The following is a 21,186-nucleotide window of genomic DNA, read 5'->3' as shown; positions in this document are numbered from 1 at the left end:
TGGCGGCTCGCGTCCGCTGTGCTGAGCTGAGCCGACTCTCACTCGATCGTGGGGTATTCCGTGAGAAATTCACGCCTATGGGCGCTCGCTGTTCTGCTGCCCGGATCACTGATCGCCGGACCGGCGCACGCCGATCCGCTCACCGCACCACTCGGCCCGGCACCCGTCGAAGCCGCCCCGGCGGCCTCTTCGGCGAAGGAAGGCCCGTCCGCGTACGCCGTGGCCGCGCCCGACGACGGTCTCGTCACCACCAGCGCGACCTCGCGGGTGGCACCGGGACTGAGCCTCACCGAATTCGACCGGTACGACCCGGCGGGCTGGATTCGCGGCGACACCCTCGCCATCGACCTCACCAGCAAGACGCTGAAACCGACCTATCTCAGCCCCGGCACGGTTTCCGCGCGGACACCGCTTTCGCAGCAGGTCGCCAGGGCGGGCGCGATCGCCGGGGTGAACGGCGACTTCTTCGACATCAACGCCAGCGGCGCGCCGATCGGTGTCGGCATCGACGCCGGGAAACTGCAGACGGCGCCCGCGCGCGGGCACAACCTGACCGCGTCGATCACCGAGGAGGGCAAGGCGCGGCTCGCGGAGGTGTTCCTCGAAGCATCGGTCACCCTGCCCGACGGCAAGGTCGTGCCCGCGTCGAACTTCAACAGCCCCGTGCTGAGCGGCGACGCGATCGGCGTCTACACCCCGCTGTGGGGCGCGTCTTCGCGGCGGACCTCGGTCGCGGGCGCGCGGAGCGTCGTCGAGGTCGAGGTCTCCGGCGGCGTCGTCACACAGGTGCGGCCGCAGCCCGCCGACGGCCCGATCGCGGCGGGCGCGACGGTCCTGCTCGCCCGTGACGGCGGCGTGGACCCGTTGTCCGGCTTGAAGATCGGCGACCGGGTGGGCGTCGCCTACGCGCCGAAGAGTGAGTTGGGCAAGCTCTCCGTCTCCATCGGCGGGAACAAGGTCCTGCTGCGTGACGGCGCGGTCCAGCCGGTCGACAACGTCGCCATGCACCCCCGGACCGCGGTCGGGTTCTCCGCCGACGGCACGAAGATGTGGCTGGCCACGGTCGACGGCCGCCAGGCAGACAGCCGCGGGATGACGGAACTGGAACTCGCCCGGCATCTGAAGTCGCTCGGCGCGGACGACGCCATCAACCTCGACGGCGGCGGCTCCTCGACGATGCTCGCCCGCGAGGAGGGCGAGAAGGCGCCGCTGATCCGCAACTCGCCGTCGGACGGTGGGGAACGCCTGGTACCCAACGGCATCGGCGTCGCCACGGTGCCGGGCAGCGGGCGGCTGACCGGGTTCTCGCCCCGTCCCGCGCAGGACACCGCCGACGCGGCGCGGGTGCTTTCCGGGCTGACGCGGAAACTCGCCGCCGGAGGCCACGACGAGACCGGTGCCGCCGTCGACGGGGAAGCCCGGTGGCTCAGCACGAATCCCTTGCGCGGCACCGTGACCGAGGGTGTGTTCACCGCGCACGCCGACCGGCTCCGGCCGGACGCGCCCGCGAACGTCGATGTCTACGCCAAGCGCGGCGGAGTCCTCGGCAAGACGACGCTGAACGTGCTCGGTTCGCCCGTCCGGCTGGGCACCAGCACCGAACAGGTCGCGTTGTCGGGGGAGGGCGCGCGGAGCACGTTCAAGGTCTTCGGCTACGACGCCGACGGTTACGGCACGTGGATCGAGCCCGACGACGTCAAACTCGACTACGACCCCGCCGTGGTGCGGATCGAGCCGTCCGGCGACGGATTCGCGGTCACCGCGCTGAAGGCTTCGGGCGCTTCGGCGATCACGGCCACCGCGGGCGGGAAGTCGACGCATCTGGCGGCATCGGTCGGCACGGAATCCCGGGTGGTGGCCTCCTTGGACGGTCCGGCGGGCTGGAGCGCCAGTGTCTTCCCGGCCGTCGTGGGCGCCGCGCTTGCCGAGGCACCCGGCCGGGACGGCGGCCGCGGGCTGGCGCTGGACTACCGGCTGAACGGGACCAACGCCACGCGCGCGGCGTACGTCAACTCGGCGGCGCCGATCGCGCTGCCGCCCGGCACCCAGCGTGTCGGCCTGTGGGTCAACGGCGACGCGAAGGGTGCCTGGCTGCGGGCGGAACTCCGCGACGCCGCCAACGTTCCGTCCCTTGTGGACCTTTCGCTGAGCGTGGACTGGACGGGCTGGCGCTACGTTCGCGCCGCGATCCCGGCCGGCCTTCCCGACGGACAACGGCTGACCAAGTTCTACGCCGTCGAGAACGTCCCGGACCAGCAGTACGAGGGACGGCTGGTCTTCGACGACCTCACCTTCGAGGTCGCGCCCGCGGCCGCCGTCCCGGCCGATCCGGCGCCGCGTGATCCGGCGCTGATCACCGACGGCACCGCGACGGGCGGCCTGCGGATCGCCGTCGTCAGCGACGCGCAGTTCACCGCCGACGCCCCGGACGGCCCGCTGGTCGCCCAGGCCCGGCGCGCGCTGCGCGAGGCGGTGGCGGCGAAACCGGAGCTCGTGCTGATCAACGGGGACTTCGTCGATCGCGGCACGGCCGCCGACTTCGTGCTGGCGCGCTCGGTCATCGACGAGGAACTGGTCGGCAAGGTGCCCTGGTACTACGTCCCCGGCAACCACGAGGCCGACGGCGGGCACGGGCTCGCCGAGTTCCAGGCGGCGTTCGGGCAGACCCATCGCGTCGTCGACGTCGCCGGGATCCGCCTGGTACTGCTGGACTCCTCACGCGGTTCCCTGCGCGCGGGCGGGTTCGACCAGATCCGGATGCTGCGCGAGGCGCTGGACGGTGCGAAGGCCGACAGGGGGATCCGCGGCGTGGCCGTCGCGATGCACCATCCGGTCAAGGACCCGAGCCCTGCCGGGAATTCGCAACTGGCCGACCGCAAGGAGGCCGCGTTGCTGACCGGCTGGCTGACCGCGTTCGAGCGCGAGTCGGGGAAGCAGGCGGCCGCGATCGCTTCGCACGCGGGCGTGTTCAGCCTGTCGAGGGTGGACGGCGTGCCGTATCTGGTGAACGGCAACTCCGGGAAGTCGCCCGCGGCGGCGCCCGGCGACGGCGGGTTCGTCGGCTGGACGATGGTCCGGTTCGAGCCGGGGGACAAGGCGCAGCCGGTGCGCTTCGAGACGCGGCCGAACGTCGACGCGCTCACGCTGTCCGGGCCTTCTTCGCTGGCGCGCGGGGAGAAGGCGGACGTCCGGGCCACGGTGACGCAGGGAACGCGTCAGGTTCCGGTGTCGTACCCGGTCAGCGCGGACTGGACGGGCGGGTGGGGCACGCACGTCGCCGACGGGTTCCGGCCCGCGATGCCGTGGGACGTCGCGTCCTTCGACCCGGGGACCGGTGTGCTGACCGCGCTGCGGCCGGGGGTCGCGCGTCTTTCGGTCACCGTCAACGGGGTCACACGGAGCCTTTCGGTCACCGTCCGCTAGTGCCATGAAAGGTCCTTTCCTTGCAAATTTCGCAAGGAAAGGACCTTTCATGGCACACGTCAGGCGGCTTCGTCCTGGGTTTCCGGAGGTCGTGAGTGTTGAGTGTCGTTCTAACGACACTCAACACTCACGACCAGGAGCTTTCGGGGCTGGTGACTGGGGTGGTGGCTCTGGCCGATGGTGTGGCATCGGCGAGCGTGGAGGATTCGGGACGTTCAACGTCCCGAATCCTCCACGCTCGAGCCCCTTCCGCCTTGCGGAAGGAAGAAGACATCCGCGACCAGGCCTTCCTCGCAAGCAGTCGACTACTTGCAAGTTGTCTTCAGCCCACACGTCAGGCGGCTTCGTCCCCTTCTTCGACCGTGCCCGGCAACGCCGGTCCCCGAGGCGGGATCGCCTCGGCATCGGCCGGGTCCACCTTCCGCACCGAACCGTCGGCCGCGGCCTGCGCGATCGCGAGCATCGACGCCAGCGCGTCCTGGATCTGCGCCTGCTCACGCTCCGGGATGAGGCTCAGTTCGATCAGCACGCTCCCGTTGCCGAGCAGTCCGTACCCGTTGCGCGCGATGCCCTGGTAGTCACCGCCCGGGTACTGCGAGACGTAGCCGCCGTTGCCGTCGATCGACCGCCGCACCACGACCGCGATCTGCTTCGCGAAGTCCACATCGGACGGTTTCACGCCGGGATGTGTCGGCCACATCGTCGAAGCGGTGATCTCCCTGCCGTCGGCGTCCCGGTACCGGCCCTGCATGTGGTAGTCGACCATGATGTCCGGCTTGAACGCCGCGTTCCGCCGCTGGATCAGCCCCGCTTCGGTGGCCGGGTTGTCCTCCGGCGCGACGGCCGGGTCGTGGTAGCGGTTGATGTCGTAACCCTTGCCCTTTTCGCCGTACTCGGGGGTGGCCTTCGGGTCGTGGTTGTAGCGCCAGTCGTGCTCGTGCCCGTCGGGGTTGGCGCGCACGACGATGTCGACGGTCACCTTCGCCAGCAGCTTCTGAGCCCACGCGCTGTGCCCGACGCCGACCTTGCGCAGGAACTCGAGCGCGGCGGGGGTGCCGAGCGGTTCGTCGCCGTGCTGCTGGGTGACGTACTGGATCCGCGTCTTGCCGTGGCCGACCCTGGCCGCCCACACCGGACGGCCCTGATTGCTGCGGCCGATCTCGCTCACCCGGATCTTGCCGTGGCTCAGCAGCGCCAGTTTGTGCAGTTCGAAGGCCAGCTTGGCGGTGGAGGGCCGCGGATCGACGGTCCGGCCGTCCACAGTGGTCCCGGCCGCGGTGCTCCCGACCGCTTGGGCGGCGGGAGCCACCAAGAGCCCGGCGGTGACAAAAACGGACAACAAGGCGATTTTGGGCTTCAGACTCATGGTCGGTGAGTATCGACGAGCCGGGACCGTCCAACAAGGGTGTCGGTAAACCGGTCGAATTTTGTCGGTGCCAGGTCCTAGGGTCTTCATCGTGGGTGACTCAGAGCACGAATCGGCGATGGTGCAGGCGAAGGCGTTGGTCAAGCGCTTCGGCGACTTCGAAGCCGTACGCGGGATCGACGTCGATGTCCGGCCGGGGGAGGCGTTCGGCTTCCTCGGGCCCAACGGCGCGGGCAAGTCCTCCACCATGCGGATGATCGCCAGCGTCTCGCCCCGCAGCGACGGTGACCTGCGGGTCCTCGGCATGGATCCGGACCTCGAAGGGCCGAAGATCCGCGCCCGCCTCGGGGTGGTGCCGCAGCAGGACAACCTGGACACCGAGCTCACCGTCCGCCAGAACCTGCAGATCTACGGCCGCTACTTCGGCCTGTCCCGCGCGCACGTGCGGAGCAAGGCCGAGGAGCTGATGGAGTTCGCCCAGCTCACCGACCGGGCGGACGCGGAGGTCGATTCGCTCTCCGGCGGGATGAAGCGGCGGCTGACCATCGCGCGGTCCCTGGTCAACGATCCGGAGCTGCTCCTGCTCGACGAGCCGACCACGGGGCTGGACCCGCAGGCCCGGCATCTGTTGTGGGACAGGCTGTTCCGGCTCAAGGCGGGCGGCACCACGCTGATCATCACCACGCACTACATGGACGAGGCGGAGCAGCTCTGCGACAGGCTCGTCGTGATGGACAACGGCCGCATCGCCGCCGAAGGCTCGCCCGCGGACCTGATCAGCCGGTACTCCACCCGTGAGGTCGTCGAACTGCGGTTCCCGAACGGTGAGCAGGAGGCGGCCGCGAAGCGGATCGAAGGCCTCGCCGAACGCGTCGAAGTGCTCCCGGACCGCGTCCTGCTCTACACGATGACCGGCGAGGCCACCCTCGAACAGGCGCACGCGCGCGGGCTGCGGCCGCTGTCGAGCCTGGTCCGCCGCAGCTCGCTGGAGGACGTCTTCCTCCGCCTCACCGGCCGGACGCTGGTGGACTGATGACCACGGCGGAGACGAAGACCTCGACGGGCCGGGTGGTGCCCGCTTGGCGCGGCGCCTGGCTGCGGGTCGAGGCGTATTGGCTGTGGTACCGCCGGTACTGGCTGTCCACGTTGTACTCGACGGGGCTGCAACCGGTGCTGTTCCTGGCCGCGATGGGCCTCGGTTTCGGCTCGCAGGTGCGGGCGGGTGCCGCGACGGGCGGGTTCCCGTACCTCGAGTACGTCGCGCCCGCGCTGCTCGTCGCCGGTGCGGCGCAGCTGGCGGTGGGGGAGTCCAGCTATCCGGTGCTGTCCGGGTTCAAATGGCAGCAGAGCTATGTGGCCGTGACCGCGTCGCCGATCACGCCGGGACAGGTCCTCGGCAGCCAGATCATCTGGGTCGGGATCCGGCTGACCCTGGCCGGGACGATCTACGCCGTCATCGCCGCGCTGTTCGGCGCGTGGACCGGCTTCGGCGTCCTCGCGGTCATCCTGATCGGGACGCTCACCGGGATCGCGTGCGGCACCCCGGTGATGGCGCTCGCCGCGACCACCTACGACGAGGGCTCGCGGTTCGGCCTGGTGTTCCGGTTCATCCTGATCCCGATGACGTTGTTCTCCGGCACGTTCTTCCCGATCTCCGAACTGCCGGCCCCGCTGATGTGGATCGCCTGGCTTTCCCCGCTGTGGCACGGCAACGAGGCCGCCAGGGCGGTCAGCCTCGGCACCGTCGGCCCGCTCGCCACGCTGGGGCACCTCGCCTTCCTGATCGTGCTGGCCGGGGTGGGCTGGGCGCTGGCGCACAAGTACTTCTACCGACGGCTGGTGGTCTGAAGTGGCTGTTCTCACCGAGGCCCCGCCGCGCGGGGTGCTGCTGCGCGTCCTGCCGCCGTCGATGTACAGCGGCCGGTCGAAGGCGGTCATGGAACGCACGTTCCTGACCTACTCGCACGTCTGGATGCTGTTCGTGTCCGGGGCCTTCGAGCCGCTGTTCTACCTGATGGCCTTCCAGCTCGGCTTCGGCAAACTCGTCGGCGAGGTCGTCGGGCCCGGCGGCCAGGTGATGAGTTACGTCGCCTTCGTCGCGCCCGGCCTGCTCGCGGCGTCGGCGATGAACGGCGCCATCCTGGACTCGACGTACAACCTGTTCTTCAAGCTGAAGTACGCGAAGCTGTACGACGCCATGCTCGCCACCCCGATCGGCCCGCTGGACATCGCGCTCGGCGAGGTCGGCTGGTCGGTGCTGCGCGGCGGGATCTACTCGGTGACCTTCCTCGGCGTGATGACCGCGATGGGGCTGCCCGGGTCCTGGTGGGCCGTGCTGATGATCCCGGCGGCGCTGCTGATCGCGATGGCGTTCTCGGCCATCGGCATCGTGCTGGTGACCTTCCTGCGCTCGGTTTCGCAGTTCGACTACATCAACCTCGTGCTGATGCCGCTGTTCCTCTTCTCCACCACGTTCTACCCGCTCTCGGTGTACCCGGAGGCGATCCAGTGGATCGTGCGGATCTTCCCGCTGTACCACGGGATCGAGCTGATGCGCGGGCTCTCGGTCGGCGTGCTGTCGTGGGGGATGCTGGGGAACGTGGCGTACCTGCTGGCGCTCGCGGCGGTCGGGATCTACGCGTCCTCGAAACGGTTCGGGAAGCTGCTGCTGCGCTGACCTCGACCCGCATCCAGAGGATTAAATGCGGGGCGCCGGACCTCAGCGAGCAGGGTTCGGACCGCTCACCCGCGGCGCGACGGCGGCCAGCGCGTCGACCATCCCGTGCCCGTAGAAGCCGTTGAACCCGGCGTACCCGGTGCAGTACGCGTCCTGCGAGCCGTCACCGGTCAGGTCGTAGTCGGCGGGGCAGGCGATCGGCGTCGCCTGCGCGTCCAGCGTCCGCTTCAGCTGGCGGGCGCCGTAACCGGGGTGTTCCGAAGCGAGCAGCGCCGCGACACCGGCGACGTGCGGCGCCGCCATCGACGTCCCGCAGAGCGGCGCGTACCCGCCGGGAACGGTCGAGAGCACGCACCGCCCGGCCTCGCCGCCGGGGGCGGCCACGTCGATCACGCCCAGCCCGTACGAGCTGTAGCCGGCCTTGACCCGGTCCGCGCTCACGGACGACACCGCGACGACGTCCCGCAGGCCGGCGGGCAGCGCCTGGCAGCCTTCGGCCTGGGTGCCGGACCCCGAGTGCGGCGACGGCACCAGCCCGACGGCCTCGTTGGTCGCCGCCGCCACGGTGAGCGTGCCCGCCGAGGTCGCGTATTCGACGGCGCGCGCCATGACCTCGTTCACCACGCCCCGCGCGTCGGCGTGGGCGCACGAGAGGGACCACGGATCGACGAAGTAGCTGCTGTTCGTCACGGTCATGCGCTGTGACGCGGCCCACATCAGCCCGCATACGGCGGCCTCCGGGTCGGCGTACCCGCGGTCGTCGATCACCTTCACCGAGGCGATCCGCACGCCGGGCGCCACGCCGGTGACGCCCTTGCCGTCGTCGGCCGCGGCGATGATGCCCGCGACGTGGGTGCCGTGCGCCGACGTGGTCGCGGCCCAGTTCCGGTCGGGCGCGCCGGTCAGGCAGCCTGCGGACCTGTCCGGGTCGAGGGCGGCCGTCAGCTCGGGATGGGTGGCGTCGACGCCGGAGTCGAGGACGCCGACGACGACGTCCGGGCGGCCCCGTTCGATCGTGCGGGCCTTGTCGGCGCCGATCGCGCGCATGTCCCACTGCTCGGCGGTCCGGTCGGCCGTGGGCACCTTCGCCGGATCGGTCGGTTCGAGTTCGGCGCGCGCGGGCGCCGGTTTGGCCGACGGCGTGCCGGTGGCCCGCTGCACCGCGAGTCGTTCCGCCTGCGCGCTGAACGCCGCGGCCGGTTTGACCAGCTCGGCGAAGTCCCGGTCGGCCGAGGTCGCGACGGCCACGGCGATCTGCGGGTAGTACACGGTCGCGCTGCCACAACCCGCGGTGATGGCCGCCCTGGCCTCGGCTTCGGAGGTCCCCCGGTCGAAGGCGACGACGTACCGCAGCGTCCGGCCGGCGGGATGGCACGATGACTCCGCTTCGGCCGTCGCGACGGCGGCGACCGAACCGCAGAACACCACCAAGGCGCATACGGCCGCTCGCAGGGACCGCCCCAGCAGGGACACCGGACCTCCCAGCGGAGAACAGGGGGACTACCGGGGACGCCTCGGCCTGGGCTTCGGCATCCCCGAGCGGCACGCTAGCCACCCGCGGCCGGGTCGACAAGCTCTCCCGTGAAGTTCGCCCAGCCGGTGGTCGCGGCGCGCCCGGGAGTCAGGCCTGTGGCACCGAGTACACCGGAGTGGGGCCGGTGTGTGGGATACTCGCGGTGGCCGCTGGCCGACGGGCACACGTGAGAGGTGGCGCTCGCGGTCTCGTGGCCCGGTGGTGTGCTGCACATCCTCCACACGCGTCGCCGCCTTCCCAGGCGGCTCGACGACGTGGCGGGCGGCCCGATGTCGCGAACGTGGCCAGCGCTCCGCCGAGCAGACCTTCAGCCGTATACGGCGCCCGGTCAACCCGGCGCCGTCGCGGTGCCGGGCAAGGATTCCCGCTGCTGGTGACCACCACGGCGGAACGAACAGAAAGGGGCCCCTGCGCGGCCGCGTCGAGCCGGTGTGAGCCAGCCGACGCGCCCGGGGGCGGAGGAGATATATGTCGAACGCGGACACACCCGCCGTCACCGGCGGGAATACCGCCACACCCATCGCAGGCCAGCTGGCCGAACTGCCTCCCCGGATCCGGGTGCACGCCCTGGCGAAGCTCCTGGGATCCAACAGCCGTGAACTGATGGCCAAGCTCGGTGAGCTCGGCGAGACCGTCCGCAGCGCGCAGTCCAGCGTCACCCGCGATGTGGCCATCAAGCTCGCCGAAGCCCTCACCGGCGGAGACGAGCCCGAGACCGCCGAAGCGGCCCCGGCCGCCGAAGCGCCCGTCGCCGAGACCCCGGCGGCTCCCGAGCCCGAGGTCAAGGCCGAGGCGAAGCCCCAGGCCGAGCCGGAGCCCGCTCCGCAGGCGGAGGCGCCTTCGCGGCGTGTCCCGCCCGCGCTGGCCACCCCGGTGACCCCGGAGCCGCCGCAGACCACGACCAGGCGGTCGAAGGCCGCCGTGCACGTCCCGGTCTTCGCCGCCCCTTCGCCGGTGTTCCTGCCGCCGGAGCCGGTCGCCGCGAAGCCCGTCCGCAGGCCGGAGCCGGCGTTCACGCCCGCCGACGAGCACGAATCCGACGAGGACGAGACGCAGACCGAGCAGACCGATCGCCAGGACGGCGCCGACGAGGACGGTGACGACGCCAACAGCCGTCGCCGCCGCCGTCGGGGACGTCGCGGGCGTGGCCGGGGCAAGGGCGGCGACGAGAACTCGGCCGACTCCGAGAACGACGACGAGCAGCCCGAGCCTTCGCGTGGCCGTCAGCCGCGCGGGAAGGACCGGAACGACAAGTCCGAGAAGGACGCCAAGGACACCGAAGCCGAAGAGGCCGAGTCCGAGAACGCCGAAGAGGCGTCCGCTTCGGGTTATTCAGCGGAGTCCGATTCGGACAATGACGGTGATTCCGACAACGGCAGCAAGCGCCGCCGTCGTCGCCGTCGTCGCAAGGGCGGGGACGGCGACGACACCGCCGAGGCCACCACCGACGACCCGCCCAACACGGTCGTCCACGTGCGCCAGGCCAAGGCCGCCGAGACCGAGCGTCCCGCCAGGGACGAGGTCCGCAGTGTGCGCGGCTCGACCCGGCTCGAGGCCAAGCGCCAGCGTCGCCGGGACGGCCGGGAGGCAGGCCGCCGTCGCGCGCCGATCCTGTCCGAGGCCGAGTTCCTAGCCCGCCGCGAGTCGGTCGAGCGCACCATGGTCGTCGCCGAGAAGGGTGACTCCACCCAGATCGGCGTGCTCGAGGACGGCGTCCTGTGCGAGCACTTCGTGACGTCGTCGGGCACCGGCTCGATCGTCGGCAACGTCTACCTCGGCCGCGTGCAGAACGTGCTGCCGTCGATGGAGGCCGCCTTCATCGACATCGGCCGCGGCCGCAACGCCGTGCTCTACGCCGGTGAGGTCGACTGGGACGCCGCCGGTCTCGAGGGCAAGGCCCGCAAGATCGAGCAGGCGCTCTCCACCGGCGACTCCGTGCTGGTCCAGGTCACCAAGGACCCGGTCGGGCACAAGGGCGCCCGGCTGACCACGCAGATCTCGCTGCCGGGCCGGTTCCTGGTGTACGTGCCCGCGGGCGGCGCCACCGGGATCTCCCGGAAGCTTCCGGAGAACGAGCGCCGCCGTCTGAAGGACATCCTCAAGCGCATCGTCCCCGAAGACGCCGGTGTGATCATCCGCACTGCCTCCGAGGGCATCAGCGAGGAGGAGCTGGACCGCGACGTCCGCCGCCTCAAGGCGCAGTGGGACGTCATCAAGGAGAAGGCCGAAGCGGGCAACGGCGGCAAGAAGAACAGCGCGCCGGTCATGCTCTACGAAGAGCCGGACCTGCTGGTCAAGGTCGTGCGCGACCTGTTCACCGAGGACTTCGCGAAGCTGGAGATCCAGGGCGACAAGGCCTGGGACACCATCTACGACTACGTCCAGCACGTGGCGCCGGACCTGGCCGATCGCGTCAAGCGGTACACGGGAACCGGTTCGGCCTTCGCCGACCACCGGATCGACGAGCAGATCACCAAGGCACTGGACCGCAAGGTCTGGCTGCCCTCGGGTGGTTACCTGGTCATCGACCGGACCGAAGCGATGACGGTCATCGACGTCAACACCGGCAAGTTCACCGGATCGGGTGGAAACCTCGAAGAGACGGTGACCAGGAACAACCTGGAGTCGGCGGAGGAGATCGTCCGCCAGCTCCGGCTCCGGGACATCGGCGGCATCATCGTCATCGACTTCATCGACATGGTGCTCGAATCCAACCGTGAGCTGGTGCTGCGCCGCCTGACCGAATGCCTCGGCCGCGACCGCACCCGCCACCAGGTCGCCGAGGTCACCTCGCTCGGCCTGGTGCAGATGACCCGCAAGAAGATCGGCACCGGCCTGCTCGAGGCGTTCTCGACGCCGTGCGAGCACTGCAAGGGCCGCGGCGTGGTCGTCTCGACCGAGCCGCAGCGCACCGCCGGTGGCGGCAACGGCCACAGCCACGGCGGTGGCGGTGGCGGGGGCGGCAAGGAGCAGGGCTCCCGCCGGTCCCGTGGCCGCGGCAAGGGCGAAGAGCAGGGCCAGAACGAGCCCGCGGCGGCCAAGGCCGAGGCTCCGCAGGCCCCTGCGCAGCGCGAGTCGGTCGTTTCGGCGGTCCAGGCCGTCGCCAACGCCGCGAAGGCGGCCAAGGGTGAGCACGCTCACGAGGTCACCGAGAACGTCGAGGGTGCCGCCCTCAACGGGCACGCGCCGCAGGCCGCCGAGTCGGCCGCTGAGCCGGTGCGGGACTCTTCGGACACCGTTTCCGAGGCGGCCGTCGAGCAGGCGGCCGAGGCGGCTGCTGAGCCGGTTTCCGAGCCGGTCGCCGAGGCACCCGCGACCGAACTCGCCGGTGAACCGGTGACGACCTCGGACGACGAGGCCCCGGCCGTGCGCGAAGAAGAGATCGCCGTCGTCGGGGAATCGGGCCCGGAGCCCGAGGCCCCCGAGGTTCCGGTGACCCAGGAGGAGACCGGACCCGAGGTGGACGTCCCGGCCCCGGCCGGCCGCTCCACCACCCGCCGTCGTCCGCGACGGGCGGCCTCGCGGCCCGCGGGTCCCCCGGTCAAGGCGTCGGAACAGAGCTGACGAACACCTAGGGGCACCCCGGTGTGATCGCACCGGGGAGGCCCCCGTAACCTGTAGAACGGCCCGCACCTAGAGCGGGCACCTTGCGCAGACCTTGGACCGCCGAGAGAGATCCGGCGGGCCGGTTACGCAAGCCCCCACCCGTTGTCGAGTAAGCAGGAGACTTCCGTGTCGGCGTACGCGATCGTCAAGACTGGCGGCAAGCAGTACAAGGTGGCCGTCGGCGACGTCGTCGAGGTCGAGAAGCTCGAAGGCGAGCCGGGTACCGAGCACACCTTCCCCGCAGTCCTTTTTGTGGACGGTGGCGACGTCACCACGGACGCCGACGCTCTGGCGAAGGTCTCGGTCACCGGCAAGGTCGTCGAGCAGACCAAGGGTCCGAAGATCCGGATCCACAAGTTCAAGAACAAGACCGGCTACCACAAGCGCCAGGGTCACCGGCAGAAGCTGACCCGCGTCGAGGTCACCGGCATCAGCAAGTAATTCGGATCTTCAGGGAGAGGCTGAGCGATGGCTCACAAGAAGGGTGCGTCCAGCTCCCGCAACGGTCGCGATTCGAACGCGCAGCGGCTGGGCGTCAAGCGTTACGGCGGCCAGGAGGTCAACGCCGGCGAGATCCTCATCCGCCAGCGTGGCACCAAGTTCCACCCCGGCGTGAACGTCGGCCGTGGCGGCGACGACACGCTGTTCGCGCTGGCCGCCGGTGCGGTCCAGTTCGGCGAGAAGCGTGGCCGCAAGACGGTCAACATCGTGCCGTCCGAAGCCTGAGATTCGGCTTCGAGCAAGAACCTCTGACGAGGGGTGGGGCCGGAATATCCGGGCCCACCCCTCGTTTGTTTTGTATATCCCGGTCTTTCGAATGACCCAGTGCGAGTGAATAGAGGCAAGTCATGGCGTCCCGTTTCGTGGACCGCGCGGTGATCCACCTGACCGCCGGCGACGGTGGGAACGGCTGCGCCTCGGTGCACCGGGAGAAGTTCAAACCCCTCGGCGGCCCGGACGGCGGCAACGGCGGCAACGGCGGCGATGTGCTGCTGATCGTCGACCCGAACGTCCACACGCTGCTCGACTTCCACTTCCGTCCGCACGCCCGGGCGGGCAACGGCAAGATGGGCCAGGGCGGTAACCGGTCCGGCGCGGCGGGGGAAACGCTGGAAATGCGCGTCCCCTCCGGCACTGTCGTGATGACCGAGGACGGCGAGATCCTGGCCGACCTCGTCGGCCCGGGCACCACCTTCGTCGCCGCCCAGGGCGGCCGTGGGGGCCTCGGGAACGCGTCGCTGGCCTCCAGCACCCGCAAGGCACCCGGGTTCGCCCTGCTGGGCGAGCCAGGGGAGAGCCGCGACCTCGTCCTGGAGCTGCGTTCGGTCGCCGACGTCGGCCTGCTCGGCTTCCCGTCCGCGGGCAAGTCGTCGCTGATCTCGGTGCTGTCCGCGGCCAAGCCGAAGATCGCCGACTACCCGTTCACCACCCTCGTGCCGAACCTCGGCGTGATCACCGCCGGATCGACCGTGTTCACCATGGCCGACGTCCCCGGCCTGATCCCCGGCGCGAGCGAGGGCAAGGGCCTCGGCCTCGACTTCCTCCGCCACATCGAGCGGTGCGCGGTGCTGGTGCACGTCATCGACTGCGCCACCTTCGAACCCGGCCGCGACCCGGTGTCCGATATGGACGCCCTCGAAGAGGAACTCGCCCGCTACACCCCGAGTCTCGGCGGTGACCTCGCCGACCGGCCGCGGGTGGTGGTGCTCAACAAGATCGACGTCCCGGACGCCGCCGAACTCGCCGAGTTCGTGCGCCCGGAGCTGGAAGCCCGCGGCCTCAGCGTGTTCGAGATCTCCACGGCGTCGCGGCAGGGGCTGAAGGAACTGACCTACGCGCTCGCCGCCGTGGTCGAGAAGTACCGCTCCGAGCAGCCGGAACCGGAGCCGGAGAAGGTCGTGCTGCGGCCGATGGCCGTCAACGACGCGGGCTTCACCGTCGAGCACGATCCGGACGAGGAAGGCGCCTTCATCGTGCGCGGTGTCCGTCCGGAACGGTGGATCCGCCAGACGAGCTTCGGCAACGACGAGGCCGTCGGCTACCTCGCGGACCGGTTGCAGCGCCTCGGCGTCGAAGAGGCGCTGGCCAAGAAGGGCGCCGTCCCCGGCAGCCCGGTCACCATCGGCGACGTCCAGTTCGAATGGGAGCCGTCGACCCCGGCCGGGGTCGCGGTGCACATGTCGGGCCGGGGTACGGACGTGCGGCTGGAGAACAACAACCGGATCGGCGCCGCCGAACGCAAGGAAGCCCGCCGCATCCGCCGTGACGGCCCGGATGGTGTCGAAGACGAGATGGACGACGAGTGAGTTCGACCCGTGAGGCACTCGCCTCCGCGAAACGGGTGGTCGTCAAGGTCGGTTCCTCCGCGCTGACCACCGCCGGTGACGGCCTCGACGTGACCAGGCTGGACGCGCTGGTCGACGCGATCGCCGACCGGGTCTCCCGCGGCACCCAGATCGTGCTGGTGTCCTCGGGGGCGATCGGCGCGGGACTCGCGCCGCTCTCCCTCGGCAAACGACCGCGCGACCTCGCCACCCAGCAGGCCGCCGCCAGCGTTGGGCAACTCGCGCTGGCCCACGCCTACGCCGAGTCGTTCGGCCGGTTTTCCCTGACGGTGGGCCAGGTTCTGCTGACGTCGGACGACGTCGTCCGACGCTCGCATTACCGCAACGCGCAGAACACGTTCACCCGCCTGCTGGCCCTCGGCGCGGTCCCCGTGGTCAACGAGAACGACACCGTGGCCACCGAAGAGATCCGCTTCGGCGACAACGACCGGCTCGCCGCCCTCGTGGCGCACCTGGTCGGCGCCGACGGGCTCATCCTGTTGTCCGATGTGGACGGTCTGTACGACGGGGATCCCCGTGACGGCGCGACCCGCAAGATCGCCGAAGTCGCGGACGAGTCCGATGTGGACGGGATCACCGTCGGCATGTCGAGTTCCGGGCTCGGTACCGGCGGCATGGTCTCGAAGCTCGCCGCGGCCCGTACCGCCGCCGGTGCCGGCATCCCGGTTCTGCTCGCCGCCGCGTCCGAGGCCGCGCGCGCCCTCACCACCGCCGAGGTCGGCACGGCCTTCGCCGCCGCGGATTCCCGGCTGTCGGCCCGCCGGTTCTGGCTGGGCTACGCCGCGGGCGCGTCCGGGAAACTGCACCTCGACGACGGTGCGGTCACGGCCGTCGTCCGGCGCCGCCGCTCCCTGCTGGCCGCCGGGATCACCGGCGTCGACGGTGACTTCCAGGCGGGCGACGTCGTCGACCTGGTGGATCTGCGGCAGCGCACCGTGGCGCGGGGTGTCGTCGCCTTCGACGCGGGCGAACTGCCCGAACTCATCGGCCGCTCCACTCACGACCTGCCCGCCGAGCAGCGGCGCGAGGTCGTCCACGCCGACGACCTCGTCCCCCTCAGCCGCTAAGCACCCGAGCCTCCGTCGAGGCGGTAGCAAGGGACCTTTGCTATCGCTTCTTCGGATCGGCGAGGTGCCCGATGAGCAGCGCGAGCTGGTCACCATAGGCGTCGGCGAACTCGGCCGAGTTCGGGTCCTGGCCTGAGACCGCGCGCACGACGCGGGGGAGCGCCAAGGCCGCGCTGGACGCGGCCATGAAGATCACCAGCAGAAACGCCGGGTCGAGGCCCTCCGGGAAATCGCCCGCGGCCTGGCGCGCCCGGACGTACTCCACCTGTCGCTGGAGGAAGTCCCGCTGTCCTTCGACGCCGATCGCGTCGGGGGCGCCGTCGGTCAGGTTCTCCCAGAGGAACAGCTTGGCGAGATCGTGGTCCCGGATCCCCGACTGGACGAAGAACCGGACGACCTCCGCGAACGGTTTGTCGTGCTCGGAGGCCGCGACGTAGTCGTCGTACATCGTCGCGGTCAGCGCGTTGTACAGCCCTTCCTTGCCGCCGAAGTAATACGAGATCAGCTGCTTGTTCACGCCTGCCTTCGCGGCGATCTCGCTGACGCGCGCGGCGGCGTAGCCCTTCGCTCCGAACTCGGCCTTCGCCGCCTCCAGCAGTAGCGCTTTGGTGCGTTCGGGATCGCGCTGGCGCTCGACAGGAGCGCGACGGGGACTGCGCGGAGCGGCGTCGGACATGCGTTCACCTTAGTCGCTGACTCTTTCAAACGTCTGGTTGACTTTATTATCCGTTTGGTTGATAGTGGGTCGCGGAGAGAGGAGAGCGAATGACCACGAGAATCGCGATCATCGGCGGCGGAACGGGCGGGCTCTGCCTGGCGCAAGGGCTGCGCAAGGCGGGGATCGACGTGTCCGTCTACGAGCGCAGCCGCACCCGCACCGAACGGCTGCAGGGCTATCGCGTCCACATCAACCCGCACGGCTCGGCCGCGCTGCGCGAATGCCTGCCCTCCGGGCTCTGGGAACGGTTCCTGGCGACCACCGGCACGACGAACGGGGCGTTCACGTTCCTGACCGAGCGGCTGAACGAGCTGATGGTGATCGACAGTGAGCTGACCTGGAGCCCGGACCCCGCGTCGAGCCACCATTCGGTCAGCCGGATCAGCCTGCACCAGGTGCTGTCCGACGGACTCGACGGAGTCCTGCGGCACGACAAGGAATTCGTCGGGTACCGCCGCGAGGGCGACGTGGTCGTCTGCGAGTTCGCCGACGGGAGCACCGTCGAGGCCGACCTCGTCATCGGTGCCGACGGGGCCAATTCGCGGGTGCGCAAGCAGTTCCTGCCCGAAGCCACCCGCGTCGACACCGGGATCATCGCGATCGCGGGCAAGCATCCGCTGACCGAGGAGGCGCGCAAGCGCTTGCCCGCGCGGCTCACCGACGGCCCGGCCATGGTGATGCCCCGGACCGGCGCGGGACTGTTCAGCGCACCGCACGAGTTGAGCGGCGCCGTGTCGGTCAACGACGAGACCGCCGGGTACGACCCCGTCCTGTTCGACAACACCGCGAGTTACGTCATGTGGGCGTTCGCGGCGGACGACCGGCGCTATCCGGCCGACCTGTCCTCAAGGGACGGTGAAGCGCTGCGGTCTCTCGTACTGGACCTGATCGACGGCTGGGATCCCGCGTTCAAGGAACTGGTCGCCGGTTCACCCGCGGGCACGGTGTCCCGGCTGCCGATCTTCACGTCGAAACCCGTCGCGCCGTGGCCGACGAGCAACATCACCCTGCTCGGGGACGCGATCCACAGCATGACGCCGTTCCGCGGCATCGGTGCGAACACCGCGCTCCGCGACGCGCAACTGCTGTGCCGCAACCTCGTCGCCGCGCAGCGGACCGGTGCCGTGCGCGCCGCGGTCGCCGACTACGAGCAGCGGATGCGGGACTACGGTTTCGCGGCGGTGCGGGACTCGGAGCGCAGCGCGCGCCAGTTCGTGTCGGAGAACCGGGCGGGCCGCACCATGGCGCGCGGGATGTTCCGTTTCTTCCAGGCCGTTCCCCCGTTGAAGCGCAAGGTCTTCAGCGACCACGGCGACTCATAGCCGGTCAGGACTGGGGATGCCGAGCAGCGACAAGCCCAGCGTCAGCGTCTTCGACGTGAGCCCGGCCAGCAACAGCCGGGAGTCGCGGGCGCCAGGACCCTCGGCGTCCAACACCGGGCACTGTTCGTAGAACCGCGAGAACACGACCGCGGTTTCGTAGAGGTAGGTGCACAGTTTGTGGGGGAGATGTCCCGTGGCCGCCGCGCCGACGGCTTCGGGGAACCGGATCAGGGCGAGGGCCAGTGCCCGTTCGGCGGGATGGCCGAGCCGGACCCGCGCACCGGTGAGATCCTGGTCCGCCTTCGCCAGCACGGAACGGATCCGGGCGTTGGCGTACTGCAGGTAGACCGAGGTGTTCCCGTTCTTGGAGAGCATCCGTTCCCAGGAGAAGACGTAGTCACGCTCGCGATCGCCGGAAAGATCGGCGTACTTGATCGCGCCGATCCCGATCGCCCTGGCGACCTCTTCCCTGACCTCGGGGGAGAGGTCGCCCCGGCCCTCGATCACTTCGGTGGCCTGGGAAACGGCTTCGGTGAGCAGATCGGAAAGGCGGACCGACTCGCCCGAGCGGGTCTTCATGGCGCGGCCGTCTTCACCGAGCACCGTGCCGAAGCCGATGTGTTCGGCCCGATGCTCCTCGCGGAGCCAGCCGGCGGCCCGGCAGACGGCGAACACCATCGCGAAGTGCTGTGCTTGGGGTGCCCCGACGACGTAAAGCAGGTCGGTGACGCCGCGCTGCTCCGTCCAGTAGCGCACGGTCGCCAGATCGGTGGCCGCGTAGCCGTAACCGCCGTCCCGTTTGCGCACGATGAGCGGCAGCGGCTCGCCTTCCCGGTTGCGGAAGTCGTCGGGGAAGACGCAGACGGCGCCGTCGCTGATCTCGGTCAGCCCGGCGGCGGTCAGATCGTCCACGACGGCGGCCAGAAACGGGTTGTAGAAGCTCTCGCCGTAGACGTCGTCGCTCGACAGGCCGATCCCGAGAAGGTCGTAGACCTGAGCGAAATGTCGTGTCGACTCGTCGACCAGCCGACGCCAGAGCGTCAAGGTCGCCTCGTCGCCGCTCTGCAGCCGCACCACTCGCTCCCGTGACCGGATGGCGAAGTCCTCGTCGGTATCGAACTTCGCCCTGGCCGCCTGATAGAAGCCGTTGAGATCACCGATCGCGTGAGGCCCCGACGGGCGTTCGTCGAGCAGGTGCTCGATGAGCATGCCGAACGGGGTCCCCCAGTCGCCGAGATGGTTGTGCGGGACGACCTCGTGCCCGGAGAACCGCAGCAGCCGGGCGATGGCGTCGCCGATGATGGTCGCGCGGAGATTCCCGACGTGCATCTCCTTCGCCACGTTCGGGCTGCTGTAGTCGATCGCGATCCGCCGCGGACGTGGTGTCGTGGCGGCGCCCAGCCGGGGATCACCGTCGAGTGCGGTCGTCCGGTCTTCCAGCCACGACTCGCGCAGCGTGAAATTGAGGAAACCCGGTCCCGCGATCTCCGGCGGTTCGGCGAGATCGGCGACGTCGAGCCGTGCCGCGATGGCGGCGGCGATCTCCCTGGGTGGCTTACCGAGCCGTTTGCCCAGGCTCATCGCGAGATCGCACTGGTAGTCGACCCCGCTCTGCGCGGAGACCCGCACCAGGGCGGCCGCCGGCTCGATGTCGGTGACGTGGCGAAGGGCCTCCACCACGCGTCGCGACAATTCCTCGCTCACATCGCCGAACAACACGGTGCCCCTCCTTCGCGCTTGTCGTGGAAGCGCGAGGGTAACCACCTGGCTCCGCCGTCGGCGACGGAGTTTTCAGCGCAGGTCGCTGCCTTTGGTCTCCGGCAGGGTCCGGATGACGAAGAACGCGATCGCCGCTCCGGCAGCCACGTACCAGAAGAACAGCGTCGACAGCCCGGCGTCCGACAGCGCGGTGAGGACCAGGGGAGCGGTGCCGCCGAACAACGCGACGGTCAGGTTGTACCAGGCACCGATGCCCAGGCCGCGCAGTTCGGTGGGGAACAGCTCACTCATGATCGCGGGCGCGATCGACGTCATCGCGGTGTACAGGCAGAGCCCCACACAGAACACGACCAGCAGCCCCGGTAACCCCGGCCGGACCAAAGTGGACAGGGGAACGATGAGGATCGCGGTCGCCGCGGCCCAGACGAGCAGCTGGGGCTTGCGGCCGAAGCGATCCGACAGGGCACCCATCGGATATTGCAGGGCGACGAACAACGCCGTCGCGATCGAGAGGGCGAGGAAGACGTCGACATCGTCGGCCTTGCGGGTCTTGACCGCGAACGAGGTCAAGGCACTGAAGAAGGTGTAGTAGCAAAGGGTCGAGAGCATCGAGAAACCCACGAGCTGCACGACGGCGCGGGGGTGTTCGCGAAGGGTGGTGCGCAGCGGCCGCTCGACGCGGGGTGCCGTCGACTTCCGCTCTTCGAAGATCTCGGTTTCGGCGAGACTGCGCCGCAGCCACAGGCCGACGATGCCGAGAACACCGCCGAGCAGGAACGGGATCCGCCAGCCGTACGCCGTCAAGTCCGCTTTGGACATCGTCCGCGCGAGTACGAACCCGAGGACCGAGGCGAGCAGGACGGCCGAACCGGTGGAGATGTAGAAGAAGGCGGAATACCGCCCTCGCCGGGACGGCGGCGCGATCTCGCCCAAGTACGCCGAAGCGTTGGAGACCTCGCCACCGAGCGACAGTCCCTGCGCCACCCTGGCCAGCAGCAACAGGATCGGCGCCAGCCAGCCGACCTGGGCGAAGGTCGGCAGGAGGCCGATGGCCACCGAACCACCCGCCATCAGCACGATGGTCAGGAGCATCGCGGGCTTGCGGCCCTTGACGTCGGCGAAGCGGCCGAGCAGCATCCCGCCCAGCGGCCGGAAGAAGAACGCCAGCGCGTACGTGGCGAAGGTGTTGATCAACGCGAGGGCTTCGTTGCCCTTCGGGAAGAACTCACTCGCGAAGTAGATGCTGAAAGTGGCGTAGATGGTCCAGTCGAACCACTCCAGCGCGTTCCCGACACTGGCGGCGAACAGCTTGCGTACCGGGAGCCGGTGTCCGAGCCGTTCCGTCGTTGAGTCCGCCATCGGCACCTCCGTACTCGCGCGTGGGCGGAACCTTGCCAGAAAGTTCTCGT

15 protein-coding genes are annotated in these 21,186 nt (G+C 69.9%); 10 read left to right on the top strand and 5 right to left on the bottom strand.

From position 1 onward, the window contains the following. Nucleotides 1-60: 60 nt before the first annotated feature. Entirely contained in the window at nt 61-3,423 is a 3,363-nt protein-coding gene (locus tag L324_RS20415) for a phosphodiester glycosidase family protein (RefSeq protein WP_037310691.1), read from the top strand. A 334-nt stretch (nt 3,424-3,757) separates the two neighbouring features. On the opposite strand, the gene L324_RS20410 is transcribed toward L324_RS20415, so the two are convergent. Beyond that, nucleotides 3,758-4,789: a M14 family zinc carboxypeptidase gene (locus tag L324_RS20410; RefSeq protein WP_037310689.1), complete on the bottom strand. Its 1,032-nt coding sequence runs from the start codon at nt 4,787-4,789 to the stop codon at nt 3,758-3,760. A gap of 118 nt (nt 4,790-4,907) precedes the next feature. Between L324_RS20410 and L324_RS20405 the strand changes: the two genes are divergently transcribed. Genes L324_RS20405 through L324_RS20395 form a run of 3 tightly spaced genes read left to right on the top strand, consistent with a single transcriptional unit; the run spans nt 4,908 to nt 7,466 of the window. Next, nucleotides 4,908-5,822, top strand: coding sequence for an ABC transporter ATP-binding protein (locus L324_RS20405; RefSeq protein ID WP_051173995.1), 915 nt, complete (start codon nt 4,908-4,910; stop codon nt 5,820-5,822). Continuing rightward, complete coding sequence (locus L324_RS20400) at nt 5,822-6,637, top strand: ABC transporter permease (RefSeq protein WP_037310685.1); 816 nt, start codon at nt 5,822-5,824, stop codon at nt 6,635-6,637. The genes L324_RS20405 and L324_RS20400 overlap by 1 nt, the downstream gene beginning before the upstream one ends. A gap of 1 nt (nt 6,638) precedes the next feature. Continuing rightward, nucleotides 6,639-7,466 (top strand): ABC transporter permease, encoded by an 828-nt coding sequence (locus L324_RS20395; protein WP_037310683.1) that lies wholly within the window; start codon nt 6,639-6,641, stop codon nt 7,464-7,466. 42 nt (nt 7,467-7,508) lie between these two features. On the opposite strand, the gene L324_RS20390 is transcribed toward L324_RS20395, so the two are convergent. Further along, nucleotides 7,509-8,939 (bottom strand): S8 family peptidase, encoded by a 1,431-nt coding sequence (locus L324_RS20390; RefSeq protein ID WP_037310681.1) that lies wholly within the window; start codon nt 8,937-8,939, stop codon nt 7,509-7,511. Nucleotides 8,940-9,468: 529 nt separating this feature from the next. Here L324_RS20390 and L324_RS20385 point away from each other — a divergent pair. The 5 genes from L324_RS20385 (at nt 9,469) to proB (ending at nt 16,018) form a co-directional block, all read left to right on the top strand. Beyond that, complete coding sequence (locus L324_RS20385) at nt 9,469-12,564, top strand: translation initiation factor IF-2 N-terminal domain-containing protein (protein ID WP_037310679.1); 3,096 nt, start codon at nt 9,469-9,471, stop codon at nt 12,562-12,564. Nucleotides 12,565-12,732: 168 nt separating this feature from the next. Next, a complete protein-coding gene (rplU, locus tag L324_RS20380) occupies nt 12,733-13,047 on the top strand; it encodes a 50S ribosomal protein L21 (protein ID WP_005158538.1) in 315 nt (104 codons plus the stop codon). 27 nt (nt 13,048-13,074) lie between these two features. Next, nucleotides 13,075-13,332, top strand: a complete 258-nt coding sequence (gene rpmA / locus L324_RS20375) for a 50S ribosomal protein L27 (RefSeq protein ID WP_003067129.1) — start codon at nt 13,075-13,077, stop codon at nt 13,330-13,332. A 122-nt stretch (nt 13,333-13,454) separates the two neighbouring features. Then, nucleotides 13,455-14,912 (top strand): GTPase ObgE, encoded by a 1,458-nt coding sequence (gene obgE / locus L324_RS20370; protein ID WP_037310676.1) that lies wholly within the window; start codon nt 13,455-13,457, stop codon nt 14,910-14,912. Next, complete coding sequence (proB, locus tag L324_RS20365; protein ID WP_037310674.1) at nt 14,909-16,018, top strand: glutamate 5-kinase; 1,110 nt, start codon at nt 14,909-14,911, stop codon at nt 16,016-16,018. The genes obgE and proB overlap by 4 nt, the downstream gene beginning before the upstream one ends. Nucleotides 16,019-16,058: 40 nt before the next feature. Here the strand turns inward: proB and L324_RS20360 are convergent, their stop codons facing one another. Then, entirely contained in the window at nt 16,059-16,694 is a 636-nt protein-coding gene (locus L324_RS20360) for a TetR/AcrR family transcriptional regulator (RefSeq protein WP_037310670.1), read from the bottom strand. A gap of 89 nt (nt 16,695-16,783) precedes the next feature. Between L324_RS20360 and L324_RS20355 the strand changes: the two genes are divergently transcribed. Beyond that, nucleotides 16,784-18,058 (top strand): FAD-dependent oxidoreductase, encoded by a 1,275-nt coding sequence (locus L324_RS20355; RefSeq protein WP_037310668.1) that lies wholly within the window; start codon nt 16,784-16,786, stop codon nt 18,056-18,058. Here the strand turns inward: L324_RS20355 and argS are convergent. After that, nucleotides 18,053-19,777, bottom strand: a complete 1,725-nt coding sequence (gene argS / locus L324_RS20350) for an arginine--tRNA ligase (RefSeq protein WP_037310666.1) — start codon at nt 19,775-19,777, stop codon at nt 18,053-18,055. The two genes, L324_RS20355 and argS, sit on opposite strands and share 6 nt — an antisense overlap. A 72-nt stretch (nt 19,778-19,849) precedes the next feature. Further along, nucleotides 19,850-21,136 carry an MFS transporter gene (locus L324_RS20345; protein WP_037310664.1) on the bottom strand — a complete coding sequence of 429 codons (1,287 nt, stop codon included), beginning with the start codon at nt 21,134-21,136 and terminating at the stop codon, nt 19,850-19,852. Between the last annotated feature and the right edge of the window lie 50 nt (nt 21,137-21,186).

Origin of the sequence: Amycolatopsis orientalis DSM 40040 = KCTC 9412 (assembly GCF_000478275.1) — a bacterium.
Taxonomy (GTDB): Bacteria; Actinomycetota; Actinomycetes; order Mycobacteriales; family Pseudonocardiaceae; genus Amycolatopsis; species Amycolatopsis orientalis.
This window is presented reverse-complemented; position numbering and strand designations above follow the sequence as displayed.